This window comes from Helicobacter salomonis (assembly GCF_017979425.1).
Lineage (GTDB): Bacteria > Campylobacterota > Campylobacteria > Campylobacterales > Helicobacteraceae > Helicobacter > Helicobacter salomonis.
Genome location: NZ_JAERIS010000028.1, coordinates 1 through 17,998, shown reverse-complemented (window position 1 = coordinate 17,998; position 17,998 = coordinate 1). Strand labels below are relative to the sequence as shown.

The window sequence follows — 17,998 nt, the reverse complement described above, 5'->3', positions numbered from 1 at the left end:
TTTTTAAAACACGGGGGTCTGTTTTGCTTTTTGAAAAACTTTTTGTAAGATTTATCTATTCGTTCTACCAACTCCTGCAAGGTTTGAGACCCCAGAGTTTTTAAAAAGCAAAACGTGTTGTTTTCTTTAGTTTGGCGATATGTCTTTGCAGAGTATAGAGCTTTAGGTGCTTCTTAGTTAGCCTATAGCCCCTCTTGTGCAAGCAATACAATGATTGTAGCAAATGCCATAAAGGCGTAGAAGTTTGCCGATGTGCTCATTTTTACTTGATTGTAGAGTTTCTGCTTGTAGACGATTAACATAATCTTTCCACTTGTTCTTTTGTTTGGGTCTTTCAGAGTTTTGTTGATTGGCGATGTATTGTTTGATCACTTCCAAAGGCGCGCCTTCTGCGGAAGATATAGAGTATGAGTATGCTCAAAGAGCAGGCACTAATTATCCGCCTAGTCAAAGCTAGGGGTTTGGGGTGGGGGGGAAATAAAGAAGTGCTTAAGGATTGCATAAATTAGCCTGGGGATTGGGACATCAAAAATAGGGAACATAAGACTCTAAACAGAACAATCTTACTTGAAGCCACGACTCTCTGCTAAGGTTAAAATTCCCTAGCTTGAGCTTAGAGCATGTCAAAAGCCCCTATCAACGCCGACTTTTCTCACGCACCAGGTGCACTAATTCCAAAGCGTGTACACGAGGTAAATCTGCAATCATGCCATGCCCCAAGTTGAAAATAAAACCGGGGTCTTTGCCCATCACTTTCAAAATGCGCTCCACCCCCTGAATCATCGCCTCTTGGCTGTAAAGGCGCGCAGGCTCCAAATTCCCCTGCAAGACATAGCGATCCCCTAAAATCTCTTGTGCCATCTTTAAGGGTGTGCCCCAATCACAGCCAAATACCTCAAAATCTCCATTCAAATGCCCTAAATACGCCCCAACGCCCTTAGGGAAGATAATTAGGGGAACATTGGGGTGCTTGGCTTTAAGCGCGTGGGTGATCTGTTGGATATAGCTCCAGCCAAAGGTTAAATAGGCTTCTAACTCCAGCGCGCCCGCCCAAGAATCAAAGAGCATGAGCGCGTTTGCCCCCGCCTCTGCCTGCTTGGACAAGTAGGCGATAAGTTCAGCGCTGAGTTTTTCCAACAAAGCGTGCAAAACCTGAGGTTGGCCATAGAGCAATTTTTTAGAGTGCTGATAGGTCTTGCTCCCCTGCCCTTCGATCATGTAGGTGGCTAAAGTCCAAGGCGCACCACTAAAACCGATCAAGGCCTTAGATTTATCCAACTGCGCACGCACATTAGCTACAATTTCATAGACATAACCTAATTGCTGGTGAGCCTGTGGTTTTAGGGCTTGGATGTCCTCTAAGTTGGTGATGGTGCGTGAGAATTTAGGGCCCATATTGGGGAGGAATTCTAGGGGTAACCCCATGGCGTGGGGCAGGAGTAAGATATCGCTAAAGAGAATGGCTGCGTCTACATCCAAAATTTCGATGGGCTGCAGGGTTACTTCTGTGGCTAGCTTAACATTAGCGCAAAGGTCTAAAAAATGCTTAGCCTGTCTGCGCACTTCTTGGTATTCGCTCAGGTAGCGCCCCGCTTGGCGCATCAGCCAAATGGGGGTGTAGGGGGTGGGTTTTCTAAAGCATGCGTCAATAAAAATCATATTCATCCTTTAAGTAGGGTTTAAGGTCGATTTTAGCGCGCATACACTCTACAATCTTGCCATGCAGGCGGGCATAGATACTAGCTAAATCGAGTTGGTGGTTGTAGAGGGCTAGAGTGGCTTCTAAGTTTTCTTGCAAGCCACGCATAAAAAATTCTTGCATGGCATGGTAGTCTTCTAACTCTACCCCCAAGGAAGCGAGTAGTCTATAAGTATAGGTATCAACCACCAGCACGGGGCGCAAACAAGCGTAATTTAAAATGCTGTCCGCACTCTCAAAGCCAATCCCCTTCTGGACTAAGAGCCACTCTCGGTCTACCTTTGCTTGAAAACTTGCAAAGGTCTTAAAATCCTCCAAAATGTGTTGGCTTAAGGCGATCAAATAATGCGCTTTTTGTTGGTAAAACCCGCTGGGTGTAATGAGTTTGGCTAGGTATTCTTGAGAGATATGAGATAAGTTGTGTAGGCTTCGATCGGGGTCTAAACTCAACATTTCTGTATTTTTAAGTTGATCCAAACTTTTTTGCACCTTTTCAAATCGGGCGCGTTGCGTAAGAATTGCCCCCACCACTACTTCAAAACTCCCCGCACTGGGCCACCACAGGGGTGGAGCGTTTTTAAGTAGGTTTAAAGCTTTTAGGGCTTTAAGAATGTGAAAGACGCGATTCAAAGAAAGCGTACCAACACCATGCCGCAAAAGGCATTGCCCTTGTAGACTTCCACGCGATAAATGCGCCCACTTGTGTCTACAGAAAAACGTGAGGCGAGATCGCGACGGGCAACTTTCACTCCTACTTCATTGGGTTTACCCCCCTCATTGGGTCGAGAAAATCCGATAATATTCACACGATACCCCTTTTTGGGGAGTACCTTGAAACTTCCCTTCACATTGACAATGCTCGCCAAAGCAACCTGTTGAGTTTTGTTGTCAATCTCTATGTGAATGTCTTTAAGGCTATAATCAAAGGGCATGTATTCGGGTACAAAACGAGTCATTAATTTGTTGCCGTATTTGAGCCACACTTGATTTTTGCGAGGCAACAAACCCAAGATGTAGCTTTGCGAATCCAAAGGAATTTGATGGATTGACGCGTTTTTAGGGAAAGGGAAAAACCTCAAATGATCGCGCAATCCATAGAGAGGCAGAGTGGTGTTGCGGTTGAGGGTTACTTGAAGCGTGCGATCATTGATGAGGCGATAGATCGCTAGAGGGGTCAGAGTGAAGTCCTTGCTATAACGAATGCCTAATTCTTGTAACATGCCCTCTACAGCTAAGAGGTGGTAATAAACGCGCTGGGCTAGAGAGAGCTCCTTGCTGGCCTCATTGGCAAAAGCGGGTTTGTCATGTTTGATGGCAAAATAGGTCAAGGCTTTTTCCATCTCCTTATCGCCCCTGGCTGTGTGTGTGTTATGGATATGGTAACGATGCAAGGGTTTGAGCAAGTGGGTATTGATGTGTTGGGTGGTCTTCAAAGAAATATCCTTGAGGTCGCCAAAATTTACATGGGTCAAGGCATTTTGATCGATAATGAAAGAATTACCCCAACGCCTCGGATTGAGCAAGGCACTTTCATAGCGGGGGCGGTAGAACCCGCTTCCATCATGCAGGTGTAAGATTGCATTCACATCTGGGGTTGTGATGAGGTGTTTGATAGATTGGATGAGTGGATATTCTGGGTCATTAGGACTTAAATAGGCAAACTTGCGATTCAAGTCACCGTAAACTCCCCGATGGTTCAAAAGCATCGAATACTTGTTGAGCACGGGCACTACCCACACGGAACCCGATAAGATTTTATAATGTGTTAAGAAAATATTAGTGGTGTTGAACCCTCCGGGTTCATCGCCCTGAATGCCCCCCATGAGTAAAAGTGTAGGTCCTTTTTGATCCCCAATTTTCTTCACCACATGGACGGACTTTTCCGCCTGAGCCAAACATGGCAATACAAGCATCAAACATAGCAACAAAGGTCTCATAAGCGCTCTCTTGAATTAAGGTAAGGTTGCCATTATATCCAAAAAGCTGAGGGATCGCTCCACAAAAAAAGGAATAAAAAATGCTTGAAATATTCTATCTTGTTAGAAGGATGCGTTATGAGAGAAAAGATGTTAGAAGTATTCAAAAAGCACTTGGGTGCGATTGACCCCGCCGATCTGGGCATTTTAGACACTCAGCACAAGACTAGCAAAATCCAAAACTTTAATCGCGAGATCAAGGGTCTTAATGAGAGCATTGGGGCGTTGCAAACCTTGCAGATTGCCTGCCAAAAACTCCTCAAGTTAGAGTCAGATGCTCATGAAAGCATGCAAGAAGTAGTGCAGAAAGCGCGTTTTAAAGAGCAGGACCTCTTTGGCATGTGCCTGCAGATTATTTTAGATTCCCAAGAGCCCTTGCAAATCCAAATACCCCACCCCTTGGAATTACTTGAATCAAAGGGCCTAGTGGCGATGCGCCAAAGCTTGGAGCAGGGGTTAGTGCAGATCAAAGACGCTCTGGCGTCGATTCAAGAGAGTGTGGCCAGCAAGCAGGTTTTCCAAAAACCCCCCACACTCAATACACCTCACTTCGACAAAGATGTTTTATCGAGTCTTATGAAGACTTCTTAAGGGACTGAAGCCACTCATTGCTAAGGAGAGGGTGGGTGGCATCCGCGGTCTTAGCGTGCGAATGTTGTTTTATTTAACCTAACAAAACTTTAGTAGTCTCTGTCGCTTAAAGTCCGCATAATTAGAAGTGGCGTAATTAGCAAAGGGGGTAATGGTGATCCCTCCGCGTGCGCTAAAATGGGCTTGCACTTCTAGGTATTTGGGTTCTAAAAGGGTAACCAAATCGTTTAAGATTTTTCCCACGCAATCCTCCCCAAACATCCCCTCATTACGGAAACTAAAGAGATAGAGTTTGAGCGATTTGCTCTCTACCATTTTTAAATGGGCGATATAGGCGATACGCACACGCGCAAAATCGGGCTGGGCGGTGATGGGGCACAGACTGGTAAATTCCTCACTCTCTAGGCAGGTAAAAATGTCCTGCCCCGGGTGGGGGTTGTCAAAGGCCTCCAGCAGGTGGGGGCTATAGGTGATAGGATAGCTTGTTTTACCCCCCAAATGACTCAAACTCTCAGGCATGCAAGACTTCAACACAACGCCCGCAAAGATCGTCTTGGGGGGCTAGGAAACGCCAACAACGCGGGCATTTTTCTAAAGAGGCGCGTGCTAAAACAAAATCGGGGGTTTCTAATAACATGCCCTCTGTATTGCCCTCCCACACGCCTACGGCGCTCACCATGAGCCACTCCACATAATGGGTAAATTCCAAATCCTGGGGGTTTTTAAAGTAAATTTGCACCTCTAGGGAGGTTTTAACTTGCTTGTCCTTTTTAAGTCCGTCTAGTGCCTCGCTAAAGCGCGCACGCAACTCTAAGGGGCGTTCAAATTGATCGAGCACGCTCTGGGCTTGTGTCCCTTCAAACAAGAAAGGCATTTTAAGATCAAAGACACCGCCCCCTGCTAGCGCTACTTCTTTAAATAGAGGGCTGGCATGTTCTAACACCTCCTCAATGGTGTAGGTGAGAATGGGAGCGAGCGCAAAGCTCAAATGGTGTGCTAAATAGAGCATGGTTGTTTGAATCGCGCGCCTAGCAGGATCATTTTTGGCATCGCAATATAGGCTATCTTTGCAAATATCCATGTAAATTCCGCTTAGATCATTAGCGATAAAGGCAAAGAGCTTTTGCAAGCCCTTTACAAAGTCATATTGTTTAAAGTGTTCTTGCACTTGGGCAAAGACCTTTGAGCTGAGGGCTAAAATCCAAGAATCGATCAAGCTCAAATCTTGCAGGGAAGTTAGAGTGTCTAGCCCAGCCGTGTTAGCCAGCAAAAAGCGCAGGGTGTTACGCACTTTTTTATATCCTTCAGCAGTTTGGGCAAAGAAAGCATGCGAAACGCTCAAATTATCTTGGTAATCATTCATCACCACCCACAGGCGCAAAATATCACTGCCATAAGTGTTGAGCACCTCATCTAAAGAAAAGACATTCCCCTTAGATTTGCTCATCTTATGCCCCTTAGCATCCACGGTGAAGCCATGTGTGAGCACGCCTTTAAAGGGCGCGCGGGAGTGCTTGATACAGCTCAAGAGCAGAGAGCTTTGAAACCATCCGCGGTGTTGATCGCTCCCTTCTAGCACTAAATCGCTAGGATAAACCCCCAAGCGTTCCTCGCACACCGCCTTAAAAGTGCTCCCACTATCAAACCACACATCTAAGATATGGGTGTTTTTCTCTAAATTAGGGGCTAGGTGCTTGAGCTGTGCTGGCAAAAGCTCCTCTACACTCTGCTCCCACCACGCATTACAACCCTTTTCTTTGAAGATGTTATAGATGTGCTTTAAGACCGCTTCCTCTAGTAGGGGCTCTTGGGTTTGTTTATCTAAGAAAAACGCCATAGGCACGCCCCAGTTGCGCTGCCTGGATACACACCAATCGGGGCGTTGCTCTAGCATGGCTTTGAGGCGGTTTTTGCCTTGTTTGGGGTAAAAGGCGACATCCTCAATCGCCTCTAGGGCAACTTGACGCAGGGTTTTAGAACTGCCATCTTCTTGTAAAAAGGGCACATCCATCATGATAAACCATTGCGTGGTGGCGCGGTATAAAATGGGCTCATGCGTGCGCCAACAATGCGGGTAGGAGTGGGTGATGGTGCTATGGTGCAACACAGAATCGCCCAACAACTCGATGATTTTGGGCTGGATTTTGAGCACATGCTGGCCTAAAAACTCTTCAGGCAAGAGCTTCTTGCGCAAGATTTCCTCGTCGTAACGCCCATAATCATCTACGGGCACCAAAACTTCTAAATCATATCGCAAACACAAATGATAGTCTTCCTCACCATGCCCGGGGGCGGTATGCACCGCACCACTCCCCTCCTCCAAGCTAACATGATCGCCTAGTAGCACCACTGAATCACGTTGGTTTAATGGATTGGTCGCTAAAGCCTTTTCTAGCAACTCACTTTCAAAGCTCCCTACAATTTCCCCCTCTAAAATGCCCTTCTCCAGCAATTTTTGGGCAAGAGAGAGCGCAATGACATGCCCTTTGGAGGTGATCGCATAAGTGGTCTTAGGCTTGAGCGCGATGCCTACATTAGCCGCTAGGGTCCAAGGAGTGGTGGTCCAGATCACAAGGGCAAATTCTTGAGGACACTCCTGCGTGCTAAAATGCGCCTCTTGGGCGAGTTTTTGCGCACTGGCAGGCTGGAGGGGGAAACTCACAAAGATCGAATCGGATTGTTTTTCTTTATATTCCACCTCTGCCTCAGCTAGCGCACTCTGGCACGCCCAACTCCAATAGACGGGCTTAAAGCGTTGTTTGAGCAAGCCCTTTTGGGCGGCAATGCAGAGCATTTCATAGATGCTGGCCTCAAACTCGTACTTATAAGTTTCATAGGGCTTTTCATAGTCTCCCACCACACCCAAACGCAAAAATTCCTCGCGTTGCACCCCAATGAATTTCTGGGCGTGTGCGTAACAGCGATCCCGAAACTCTAGGGCGTTCAGAGTGTGGCGTTGCTCTGGGGGTAGTCTGTGCTGGGAGTCCTTAAAATCTTTTTCGACTTGTTGCTCGATGGGCAAGCCATGGCAATCCCACCCGGGCACATAATCGACTTTTTTACCTAAAAAATACTGGTGCTTGACGATCACATCTTTTAAGATTTTATTGAGCGCGTGCCCGATATGTAGGTGTCCATTAGCATAGGGGGGGCCATCATGCAAGATAAAACCTTCTGAAGCGTCCTGGCGTTTGTCTAACATGTGGGCATACACCGCTTGCTCACGCCAGCGCGCGTAGAGTTTGGGGGCGTTGGCAATGGCATTGGCTTTCATAGGGAAGGAAGTTTTAGGGAGGATGAGGCTGTCTTTATAATCTTGCATCAAAAACCTTTCTATTGGGATTTATTCTAATTCTTGCACGAACAGATGGCTTTGGGCTTTAGGAATGGTTTTAAGCGTGGGGATGGCTAGCACGCGGTAAGACCTGGAGCGATCCAAATAGGTGAGCTGGATCACATCGCCCACCTTGACCTCTTTACTAGGTTTGATAGGTGCTCCATTCAAGCGCACCACACCCTCTTTAAGCATATCCAAAGCGATTGCGCGTCTTTTGGTAATATTAGTAGCATTTAAAAATTTGTCAATACGCATGCGTCATTATAGCATTTTATGCCTAAATTTGGAATAAGAGTATAGAGACTTTTGGAAGTTTAAAATGTTAATAGATTTTAGTCGCGCTTCAATGAAAGCTCTGGGGTCTTAAAACTTCTTACTATTGGCTTCATCTAGAATATTCTGGGCAATCCTTTGCACATTTTCGCTGATTGTAGAGGAAGTGGTGGCAATCTTCGTGTTGTGCACCATGGTCTGTTCTAGGGCTTCCATGGCGGTGTTAATCTGGGTGATGCCATGGGTTTGTGCTTCAATGGCATTGGCAACTTCATTGATAGACTGCGTGAGTGCAGAGGTATTGGATTCGATCTCTCCTAACGATTTCTGGGTGCGCTCAGCCAGTTTACGCACTTCATCGGCCACCACAGCAAAGCCCCGCCCGTGCTCGCCCGCCCGTGCGGCCTCAATAGCTGCATTGAGTGCGAGTAAACTGATTTGATCGGCAATTTCATTAATGATGAGCACCATGTTTTTAATCCCCTCAGATTGCTCCATCACCTCCTGACTCTTATGATTGATATTATGCATGGAATCGGCAATTTTATCCAACGCGCTTGTGGTTTGTTCTAAGGATTTGATCTGTTGTTGTGATGCGTCTTGAAGACTGTGGGTACTCTCGTTGAGATGATGGGTTTCTTGATAGAGCGCATGAGCCACATCTAAAGAGTGTTTCAGTGATTTTACAATGCTCGCTTGCAAAGTATTGATGTTATTGGCCAGTTGCAAAAAGCCACCTTGTAAATGGGCCGTACTCATGCTTTCTCTAAAATCGTTGTTGGAATAAGTTTCGATAGTGTTGGAAATATTGCAAAAAATCGTTCTCAAAAAGTTAGAAAAATCGTTGAGATTAGCGCCTAGGTGTTGGAGTTCTGGATTGATAGCACGCGAGTGGATATTGCGCGTGAAATCTCCCGTACGTGCACCATCCAAGACCACCAGCGCCTCCTTGGAGAGGGCCTGATCGGCTTGTAGGTGCTGTACAGCTTCTTGGATATTATGATTGAGTGCATATGCCATCTCGCCTAGTTCATCTCTTGAGCGCAGGGCAATCGCCTCGGGCACATTAGCGTCCTTATAGTTGACAAAGGCAAAAAAATCCTTAAGGCCCTTGTTTAGCGCACGGATACCTCCGGTGATCTTGCGGTAAAAAAGATAGTAGAGAGGAACCACTACGGTGAGTAAAAAGAGCAACACAATAGCCACATAGAGGTAAAATTTATCATTAAGACCGCGGCTGATTTGCCCCGTAATCATCCGCGTGCGTTGCGACACATTATCCATATACACGCCTCCACCCACCCACCAATTGGGCATGCCCTCGATTTTTTGCGCATAGGAAATTTTTTGGGTGTAGCGTGCATTGCCATCGGGAAGAGGCTTAGGTGAGACATAGTAGACAAAACCACCCCCAGCCATAGCGATTTCGTAGAGCTTTTTGATATAGGGTACACCATTTTTGTCTTTAATATTTTCCATGCTGACACCTAGACGGTATTTGGGATTAGCAGTATAAACGGGGCTATACTTGTCATAGACAAAGAAATACCCCGACTTATCTTGTTCAAAACGAAAACCCTTGAGCATGTTGATAGCCATTTGTTTTTTAGCTTCTAATGTGGGAGCATCTTGAGTAGCGCGAGAGATGTGAAAACTTGTAGCATCTATAGACAATTTGAGCTTTTCTCCTAGCATGCGTTGTAAGTCAGTATCGATGAGTTTATTGACACGACCCAGTGTTTCTTGATTATTTTGCATAAAGAGGAGTAAGATGGTAACTATCAATACGATTGTCAGTAACCATAGGGCAATGATCTGTCTTCCTAAGGAAAAGGAGTGTTTAGGAGCGTTATTTTCAGAGTTTATGTCCACGGGGTGTGGAGAGATTCTTTCATTCTGCTTCATCAAAATGCCTTCATCAGCGTTGTTCATGTGATCATGCCAAGTGGAGTCCCAAACACCACTCAGGTCTCCTTGATCGATATTACTCACAGCAAGGCGCGTTTAGCACCTCAACTCATTTCCCACAGGTCCCTACACATCAATCCCTAAGAGCGTAGCCTGGCACACCACCTGCCCTATGCCATGCATGCGTTATTGTAGTACTAAAATACTTACGCCTTACGCTCTAAAGCCCCTAACTTCAGCCATGGGGAGCATGTCAAAATCGCAAGAGCATTTGGATTTAAACCTTAAACACGCTCAAGAAGTCATTCAAATCGATAGTTTGTTTATTGAGTTCATGAGAGGATTTTTGCATGGAGTCGTTGATCTTGAGTAAATCCTGCACACATGAGGCGATTTTATCTCCATTTTCAATGACACTTGCAGTATGCTCGTTTATTCTATTAATATTATTCAGATTCATGAGAGACTGGTCCACTACATTGGTGATGGTGCTAGAGAGATGGTTTACATGATCTTGCATTTGACTTGAGCGTTGGACTAAGGTCTGCATCAATATGAGATTATCTTTTCTCTCTTGATTGATCTTAGCAATGGATTCTAGGATATGCTTTACAATGGATTCGCTCTCTGTGATATTCCGTTGAGTTCTCTCAGCCAAAGCTCTCACTTCATCGGCAACCACAGCAAAACCCCGCCCATGCTCACCCGCGCGTGCGGCTTCAATGGCCGCATTGAGCGCCAGCAGGTTCGTCTGCTTGGCTATGTCTGTGATCGCATCTAGGACACTTTGTATATTTTGCGCCTCTGTGGATAAAGACTGCATTTTCACAACATTATTCTCTTCATTGGCCATATTACCTTGGACATGCTCATCGATCACAGCCACCGCCGCTTTAGTGTCAGACACATTCTTTAACACGCCCTCCAGAAGCTCCTTAGTAGAAATAGACACCGCCATACTCGAATCCAATATTTGTCGGCTAGAATGACTTAGATCTGTGTTGTGATGGCTGATTTGTTCAATTTGTTTAGAATTTGAATCCAAGTCAAGAGAAATGGTGCTTAAAGACTTAGAGATGGCCGTATTATTTTGCACCTCCTTGAAGATTCTTTGCAAAGTGTCTCGCATGTATTCTATGAAGACATTTACGGACTTGGTCATCAAACCTATTTCATCATTGGCGGTAATAGTAATCTTATCAGTGAAAGTTTTATTGTCTACGATATGCCCTAGTGCCTTATTGACTTTTTGCAATCTCCTGAAAATATTGCGCACTACTAAGAAGGATAATACTGTCGTGACAATAATTAGTAGTGCCTCGCAGATTACTAGAAACACAAAATAATGGGTGTATTCTGTGATTTCAATGGCAGTGAGCTTTGCAACATTAGCACTGATACCATCCTCAACCTGTTTCAGTAAATCAATTTTCTTGGTGATAGTGTTAAACCAAACCGAAGGCTCAATACCAAAACCTCCTACGAGATATTTTTCCATCAATCTTTGACGCATCGTCTCCACATTCTTAAAACTTGGATCTTTGGAAACACGATGGAATAGCGCCACGCTCTGCGCGTCCCCAAAGGACAAGAAAAATTTTTCAAAGACTCCTTGCTTGGCTAATAGAGCGATGAAGTGAGCGTATTGGGGATCAGCGGGGGCATTTGCGATAAAAATTCGATTAGCCGTGGCCCGCTCCAGTCCGGACATCTCCTTAGCGTAAAGAAAATTAATATAACTCATCATTTCATCAGAGATGTGGGCATTAGGGATTATTTTAATGGATTGTAAGACGGTATCAAGGAATATATCAATGATCTGTGTGAAGTATGTAACCGTGCTATCCACAATCGCCTTTTTATCCCTAGATTCCATGGCACTGCGCACTTGGGGCAATTTGGCCAAAAGATTAAGTCCCTTTTGCAAAACATGCGTGTAACCAGAATTTAGATGCACAGTAGAGTTTAGAAATTCTGTAAGCTGTTTTAGTCTTGTATCTGTGTATCGTCTTTGCTCTTGTAACTCTCTAGCAAATTGCACTCCCCCACTAGACAAGAAACCCGCACTCATCCCTCGCTCTTTTTGCATCTCATGCACCAATAAGGATAGGTATTTAGACACCTCAATTTGGCGCGCCAAATCCTCATTGCGCACCAAGAAACTATAAGTGTTGCGCAACTGCCAGAACATGAAGAGCAGAAGGGCAATCATAGGAATAGAGATTATCAATACAATCTTGCTTTGCAGCTTTAAACTATTTAACAAGCCCAACAAAGACTCCTAACAAAGACGCCATTTTAGATTAGAAAAGGCAAAATAGAGTAAATGCAGAGCTGCTACAAAATAAAAATTCTAGTTGCTAGCCCATCTCTTAATACAAGAGAGATTTCGCACAGAGATTGCGTTCCAAGACATTCCTCAATGCGATGCGTTTATGTTAGTTAGGAAGCTCCTCCCTTTAGGGAGGGGCAGTTCACGAAATATTCATACACCTGCCAAATGGACATTATGTTGTTCTAGGGCATGTCTAAAAGTTTTTGTTTTACCGCTAGAGAGGTAGAGCGAATAGGTTTTGTTGTATGTCTATTCGAGCATAATCTAATACCACCACCGCTTTCAACCAAATGGGATTTTCTACCATGTCAGAGCTAGAGCTCATACAATCAACCCTTAGTCTGCGCAAACACCCATAGACTGACTACACTTTAAACATCTTTCTTAAACATGCCACCCCCTAAAACAAATCCCGCAACCAATCCCAAAAGCCTTTTTCCATAGGTTCAGCGGGTTCCACAGGTTTAGCGGGTTTTTTCCCCGTGATATAATACACAAGGTAACAAGATTCGTAATCACCCATCGTGCAAGCTTTATTGAAATATTTTAAGGCTTTTTGTGTGTCTCGATCCCAATTGTAGGCTTCATAGCCTAGTTCATAACAAGCCGTCCCATACCCCATATCCGCGGATTTTTGGAGGTATTCATGGATGCTGTCGCGATTGTGTATAAACCTCGTCAAACGATAATAAGCAATCGCATAATCTAGATCTGCTGCCTCTCGGTAATATTCCTCTGCTTTTTCTTCATACTCCCATGCGCTTTGAAACTTTTTGCTTTCGCGCGCTTCTTCTTTTTTCTGATTATAAAACTCGCCTAGCTCAAAATACCCCCTAGGATCCCCCATCTCCATCACCTTTTTAAAGTAAGCAACGGATTTTTGAGGATCGTTGTAAAAGTCAGGCACCTTATATTGTAGCTGTCCTGCATACAATCTCCCCAAAAAGACATAGGCTTGCACATTCCCCTCTTTGCCTTCCTTTTCCCAGATTTGGCAGGCTTTTTGAAGATATTGTTGGGCTTTTGTTTTATCTTCTAAGACCCCATGTCCCCAAAAATACATATACCCTAGCCCAAAAAACCCTAACCCGTCGCCCATGTCTGCAGCCTTTTGGAAGTATTGGAGCGCTTCTTTGTATTTGACACGATCCTTTCGATATATCTCTCTTCTATCCGGAACTATAAAGCCTGAATAATCCCACCAATTGACATCGAGCATGCCCAAACCGCTAAACCCCCGTCTATCTCCCATTTTTGCCAGTTTAGAAAAATAGATCTTAGCTGTGTGTGCGTCCTCATATTCCCAAGCCCTTATGGCGTGGGCAAAGTAAGTATCCGCATCGCTGGCATGCATTACCCCTAAGCAACACATCCAAAGTAGTATAATTTTTAACATGCTTGCAAGTCTAGCCACCCCAACCTCAATCACCATCATAGCTTCTTCCTCGCGCTTCATCGCAAGAGCCCGAGTCGCCCAAATCACAAGCCTTCCAGTAATAATCCACGGCCTTGTCATAATCTTTTGGGACACCCTCGCCCCGTTTATACATATCTCCCAAACTAGTATTAGCGTCCATACTTCCTAATTCTGCTGCCTTTTTAAGATACTTCAGGGCTTTGGGGATATTTCTTACAGAAGCAGGCAGATTCCGAGTCATTCGAGTGCCATGATCTCTGTAAGCATTCCCTAAAGCCTCATAAGCATCAGCCTTGCTATGGTAAGCTTTTTGGTAATACTCTAGGGCTTTTTGGTCATCTTGGGGGACACCCTCCCCTATCACATACATGTCCGCTATGGCAAGATACCCATCTCTTGCTTCGAAAATCTCCCCAATTTCATGTTTATGACCACTCTCTCCAGCTTTTTGGTAGTATTCTATAGCCTTTTGTGCATCCTTGGACACATCCCTACCAGACCTATACATGCCCCCCAAGATGATACACGCCTCAACATTGCCCATTAGTGCAGATTGTTTGTAATACTGGAGAGCTTTTTTAATATCCTTTGGCGCACAGTTGCCAAAGTCATACGTAGAGCCTAACTCCAAATACGCCTTAGAATTGCCCATTTTCCCAGCTTTGTGGTAGTATTCTAGGGCTTTTGGGAGATTCTTAGCGACCATAAAATCACCACTTTTAAAGCCACACTCATAAAAACCTGCCAATTTTACATACGCTCCCACATTCCCCATTTTGGCAGCTTTTTGGTAATACTGGAAAGCTTTTTTAAGATCGCTTTCCACGCCTGTGCCACCAAAATAATACACATCTCCCAAGCCCTTATACCCTCTAGCATCCCCCTCTTTAGCCAGTTTGCTAAAATACTCCAAAGCCTTTAGCATGGTTGTGCTATAGAGATTATCCTTTGCGATGGCGTAATCTCTATCCCGATCGCTTTGGGCATGCATGCTTGCTAACACCAACACACTCACTAGCACCGCTTTAATCACATTAACCATACCTGCACTCCTTTAATGCTTGGTTTTAGAGTTAGGATTATCGCCTGTTTAAGGTGTTCAGCCTTAGCGCAATCCTCAGCCCACCTCCAATCTATTTTACAGGCTTTTTGGTAGTAATAAAGTGCCTTTTTCAAGTTCTTAGTTACCCCTCTGCCATATTCGTAGGCTTCTGCTTGGATGGAGAATTTGAGGTGATTAGTATCATTACAATTATCGTGAAACTCTTCGCGATCCAATGCGCAGGCTGTTGTGTAGAGCATGCAAGAGATCACAAGACCAAGCCCAAAGAAACCCTGAGACAAATCTCTACCCCTTCTAACGCATTCTCTAAAGCCCTCGCAGCGCTTGAGCAACAAACTTCCAAACGAGCTTGTGAGTGGTTTGCGCTAGCAAATGGTTAATTTACAAACTAACCATTACCCTTCAGGTATCGTTTCGCAAGCTCACTATGGTTAACTTGTCCTGCGGGGCTATGTTTTGTAATTTATCTACCTACTCGCACCGTAAAGTCCCTAGCTTTAGCTATGGGGAGTATGTCAATAAAACACCATTTTAAAAAAGAGAAACCACAAAACAAATATCGCCACCAAACAGCGCAAAAACCAATGTTTGTTTCTAATGGGATAAGTGCAAAGCATGCAAAAAAGTAAAATGCCATAGTACATCAACGTGGCTTTTAACATGAATGCATCCCACTTATACAACTTAAGCAAGGTAAGAGTAATAGTGATTAAAAGTGGAATGGGAAGAAGCCACCATTTTTTATCACCAACATATGCCCAAAAGATGAGAGCTCCCACGCTAAATACGATTGCTCCCATGTATCTTGGAGGAGGGGGAGAGGGAAAATAACATAGCACAAATCCTAAAGCAATAAGCCCTAAAGAGATGCGTTTATCAGGGCATAACGCTAAAATGACAGAACCCATCTTAAGGCACATTGTGAATAAAACTATATCAATTCCCCGTGCGCGTAAATCATCGTGAATAAAAACGATGTAAAACGCGATTAAGGCAAACAAAAAAATATTGGCGGCATGTAAAGTTTGTTTTATGGCTTGTTTATCAAACAGCTTATCCATTAAAATCCTTGGTGAGTTTGGAAATGGGCGACTGGTAGTAGTATAAAGTATTTTTTAGATTGTTGCTAGACAATAATCTTCATTTAGGACATGCCAACTCACTCTAAATTAACACCCCAAGATGAATTGGAACAAATGATGCTTAATGGCACCAAAAATCGTTACCATTTTTTACTATTAGCGAAATTATGTAGAAGATTGCGCAAGGTATCCTCAACAAGACCAATAGCAAGAAATTTTAAGGAGCATTTATGGCTAAAAAACCCATAGACTATGACAATCTTCCCCTGAGAATTTGACATACTCCCCATAGCTAAAGCTAGGGATTTTACGCGCAATTTGGACAAAATACCCTTAAAACTTTAAGAAGTTTCATGGATTTCTCCACCCCCGCTGAAGAGCCCCTCAAAAATGCCATCAGAGAACGCTATTTTAAAGAGTTTATTTGCAGTGGAGATCAAATCGATTTCCACATTTACGCCCCTAAAAAGCAACTCCCCAGACCCCTACTTTGGGCGGAGGCAAAAGCAGGGGTCTACGATCCAATAAAAAGCACTCACCCAATTAATCTTAACTTTATTGCAACGCCCTCGAGTACGCCTAGCTCCCTTTTTTAGGCGCGTTTGATGCTGTGTGCTTCAATGTGGTCGCCACAGATAAGCTAGAACCGCTTTTAAGAGAATTAGAGGGCAAGACCTACACCCTTGCTCCTAGCAACACCCGCTCTAAAGAGTTTAAAGAAGTGGAGGCGCGCTTAAGCCCGCTCCTAGAGGCGCATTTAAGGAGCTTTACATACGCCACAGAGGAAACCGAGTTTAAAAACTTTATCCAGTCCTTGCATTCCATCCCCAGCCTTGTTACGCCCACAGACACGCTGAATTTTGAGGAAATTTTTAGAGAAAAATGGCGCAAACAGGTTAAGCCCTCCATCAGCATTGCATGGGACAAAATGGCAAAAGCAGAGATTTTAGATGTAGATTTTTACCAGCCACGCCGTAAAGCCCCTAGCTTTAGCTATGGGGATATAAGGCTAGCACCAGCATGGCTGTGCTAATATTTGTGCAATCAAGGGGTAATACCCTTGGGGTTGGGGCATCAACCTTTGGAATAGGGAACGTAAGACTCCAAACGGAGCTGTCCTGCTTGAAGCCGCGATCTCCACTAAAGTTAGAATCCCCTAACTTTAGTTATGGGAGAGTATGTCAATTAGCCGATCTTCTTAGCGACAAGAACCAAACCATTTTAGAGCTAAATACCCGCTTAGTGGGCGATCACTACGAGTTCAATATAGAAATTAAAGAGGGCTTGATATACATCACGCGGGCGGATTTTAAAAATAACCAACAAGCGCACACAGAGTTTTGGAAGGTTTACCAACGCCCGCCTGCCCCCATTTACCAAGACTTCATTTTGGAAAGACGCGACCTTTTAGTCGGAAAAGAGGTGTGGGAATACAAGGGGGCGTTTACACTCCCAAGATATGGGCGCAGAAGTCCAAGAGGTATTTAGAAAGGATTTTAGGCGACAAGTACGAAAACGACTATATTATTTGGGACTTGGCAGCGGGCACGGGCAATTTATTAGTGGGGTTTGTCAACCCGAGCAATGTTTATGCCAGCACCCTAGATAAAAACGATGTAGAGATCATGAAAGCGATGGCAAGCAAGGGGAAGTTAGCTCTTTTGCTCGAAAATATCTTCCAATTTGATTTTTTGCAAGACCCTCTGAGTAAATTGCCCCAGAGTTTACAAGCCATCCTAAAAGATTCCAAACAACGCTCCAAGCTGATCATTTACATCAATCCGCCCTATGCAGAGGCAGGAAGCAAAACCCAAATTTCTAAAACGGGCACAAACAAGGCCAAAGTAGCGCTCTCAAAAACCGCAAACGATTATGCCAAGGAATTAGGCAAGGCTAAAAACGAACTTTTTGCGCAATTTTTCATGCGCATTATCCAAGAGATCGCCCCCTTAGAAGCAAAACCCCAATCAAAAGAAGTCTCCCTTGCAGGGGAGAAACCCCCAGTTTTTTTGTCTCGAGCAAGATTGTGAGCCCCAACAGAACCACAGGGCAAGTTCGGAGATTCTATTAAGTCTCTTAAACCCTCGCAAGGGCGCATTGGCACGCCCTCACTTGAGCCTATCGGTCCCATTTTAGCCAGTTTCTCTAAACTTAAATACCTAAACTCTAACAATTTTGATAATAGTTCCTGCTTTGTATAGCATGGGGCTACTTCATTGTAGCGTTATCCGTGCTAGTGTGTGCATTCTGCACACACACAGATGCCAAGTTTACCTTTACTCACGTTTTACTACCGCTTAATAGTTTTGATAACGTT

Annotated in this window: 15 protein-coding genes and 3 pseudogenes; 4 read left to right on the top strand and 14 right to left on the bottom strand. The window is 44.4% G+C overall.

Features of this window, described 5'->3' with window-relative positions:
* The 5 genes and pseudogenes from KCO92_RS07460 to KCO92_RS06085 all read right to left on the bottom strand — a co-directional run.
* Positions 1 to 302, bottom strand: a pseudogene (locus KCO92_RS07460) (RNA-guided endonuclease TnpB family protein); the annotation flags it as partial.
* Positions 274 to 402, bottom strand: a pseudogene (locus KCO92_RS07455) (IS200/IS605 family transposase); the annotation flags it as partial. The pseudogenes KCO92_RS07455 and KCO92_RS07460, both read right to left, overlap by 29 nt.
* 234 nt (positions 403 to 636) lie before the next feature.
* Positions 637 to 1,659 carry a uroporphyrinogen decarboxylase gene (gene hemE / locus KCO92_RS06095; protein WP_104695660.1) on the bottom strand — a complete coding sequence of 341 codons (1,023 nt, stop codon included), beginning with the start codon at positions 1,657 to 1,659 and terminating at the stop codon, positions 637 to 639.
* On the bottom strand, positions 1,646 to 2,329 hold the full coding sequence (locus KCO92_RS06090; RefSeq protein WP_104695661.1) for a 3-methyladenine DNA glycosylase: 684 nt from the start codon (positions 2,327 to 2,329) through the stop codon (positions 1,646 to 1,648). The genes hemE and KCO92_RS06090 overlap by 14 nt, the downstream gene beginning before the upstream one ends.
* The gene (locus tag KCO92_RS06085; RefSeq protein WP_104695662.1) at positions 2,326 to 3,636 is read right to left on the bottom strand and encodes a M99 family carboxypeptidase catalytic domain-containing protein; all 1,311 of its coding nucleotides are present in this window, start codon (positions 3,634 to 3,636) and stop codon (positions 2,326 to 2,328) included. The genes KCO92_RS06090 and KCO92_RS06085 overlap by 4 nt, the downstream gene beginning before the upstream one ends.
* Before the next feature lie 117 nt (positions 3,637 to 3,753).
* On the opposite strand from KCO92_RS06085, the gene KCO92_RS06080 reads away from it, so the two are divergent.
* Entirely contained in the window at positions 3,754 to 4,266 is a 513-nt protein-coding gene (locus KCO92_RS06080; RefSeq protein WP_104695663.1) for a flagellar FLiS export co-chaperone, read from the top strand.
* 78 nt (positions 4,267 to 4,344) lie between these two features.
* On the opposite strand, the gene queF is transcribed toward KCO92_RS06080, so the two are convergent.
* The 9 genes from queF to KCO92_RS06035 all read right to left on the bottom strand — a co-directional run bounded on the left by queF (position 4,345) and on the right by KCO92_RS06035 (position 15,660).
* Positions 4,345 to 4,785: a preQ(1) synthase gene (gene queF / locus KCO92_RS06075; RefSeq protein ID WP_104695664.1), complete on the bottom strand. Its 441-nt coding sequence runs from the start codon at positions 4,783 to 4,785 to the stop codon at positions 4,345 to 4,347.
* Complete coding sequence (ileS, locus tag KCO92_RS06070) at positions 4,778 to 7,588, bottom strand: isoleucine--tRNA ligase (RefSeq protein ID WP_104695665.1); 2,811 nt, start codon at positions 7,586 to 7,588, stop codon at positions 4,778 to 4,780. The genes queF and ileS overlap by 8 nt, the downstream gene beginning before the upstream one ends.
* 21 nt (positions 7,589 to 7,609) lie before the next feature.
* Positions 7,610 to 7,858, bottom strand: a complete 249-nt coding sequence (locus tag KCO92_RS06065; protein ID WP_104695666.1) for an RNA-binding S4 domain-containing protein — start codon at positions 7,856 to 7,858, stop codon at positions 7,610 to 7,612.
* Between the two features lie 108 nt (positions 7,859 to 7,966).
* Entirely contained in the window at positions 7,967 to 9,781 is a 1,815-nt protein-coding gene (locus KCO92_RS06060; protein WP_104695667.1) for a methyl-accepting chemotaxis protein, read from the bottom strand.
* A gap of 280 nt (positions 9,782 to 10,061) precedes the next feature.
* The gene (locus KCO92_RS06055; RefSeq protein ID WP_233710471.1) at positions 10,062 to 12,056 is read right to left on the bottom strand and encodes a methyl-accepting chemotaxis protein; all 1,995 of its coding nucleotides are present in this window, start codon (positions 12,054 to 12,056) and stop codon (positions 10,062 to 10,064) included.
* Between the two features lie 463 nt (positions 12,057 to 12,519).
* Positions 12,520 to 13,551, bottom strand: coding sequence for a tetratricopeptide repeat protein (locus KCO92_RS06050; protein WP_104695677.1), 1,032 nt, complete (start codon positions 13,549 to 13,551; stop codon positions 12,520 to 12,522).
* A complete protein-coding gene (locus tag KCO92_RS06045) occupies positions 13,541 to 14,578 on the bottom strand; it encodes an SEL1-like repeat protein (protein WP_104695668.1) in 1,038 nt (345 codons plus the stop codon). The genes KCO92_RS06050 and KCO92_RS06045 overlap by 11 nt, the downstream gene beginning before the upstream one ends.
* Positions 14,566 to 14,880 carry an SEL1-like repeat protein gene (locus KCO92_RS06040; RefSeq protein ID WP_158653565.1) on the bottom strand — a complete coding sequence of 105 codons (315 nt, stop codon included), beginning with the start codon at positions 14,878 to 14,880 and terminating at the stop codon, positions 14,566 to 14,568. Before KCO92_RS06040 ends, KCO92_RS06045 begins: the two co-directional genes overlap by 13 nt.
* A 234-nt stretch (positions 14,881 to 15,114) precedes the next feature.
* A complete protein-coding gene (locus tag KCO92_RS06035; RefSeq protein ID WP_104695670.1) occupies positions 15,115 to 15,660 on the bottom strand; it encodes a hypothetical protein in 546 nt (181 codons plus the stop codon).
* A 374-nt stretch (positions 15,661 to 16,034) separates the two neighbouring features.
* On the opposite strand from KCO92_RS06035, the gene KCO92_RS06030 reads away from it, so the two are divergent.
* The 3 genes and pseudogenes from KCO92_RS06030 to KCO92_RS06015 form a co-directional block, all read left to right on the top strand.
* The gene (locus KCO92_RS06030) at positions 16,035 to 16,277 is read left to right on the top strand and encodes a hypothetical protein (protein ID WP_104695672.1); all 243 of its coding nucleotides are present in this window, start codon (positions 16,035 to 16,037) and stop codon (positions 16,275 to 16,277) included.
* Between the two features lie 14 nt (positions 16,278 to 16,291).
* Positions 16,292 to 16,714: a hypothetical protein gene (locus KCO92_RS06025; protein ID WP_104695673.1), complete on the top strand. Its 423-nt coding sequence runs from the start codon at positions 16,292 to 16,294 to the stop codon at positions 16,712 to 16,714.
* Positions 16,715 to 16,866: 152 nt separating this feature from the next.
* Positions 16,867 to 17,624 (top strand): annotated as a pseudogene (locus tag KCO92_RS06015) (hypothetical protein); the annotation flags it as partial.
* Between the last annotated feature and the right edge of the window lie 374 nt (positions 17,625 to 17,998).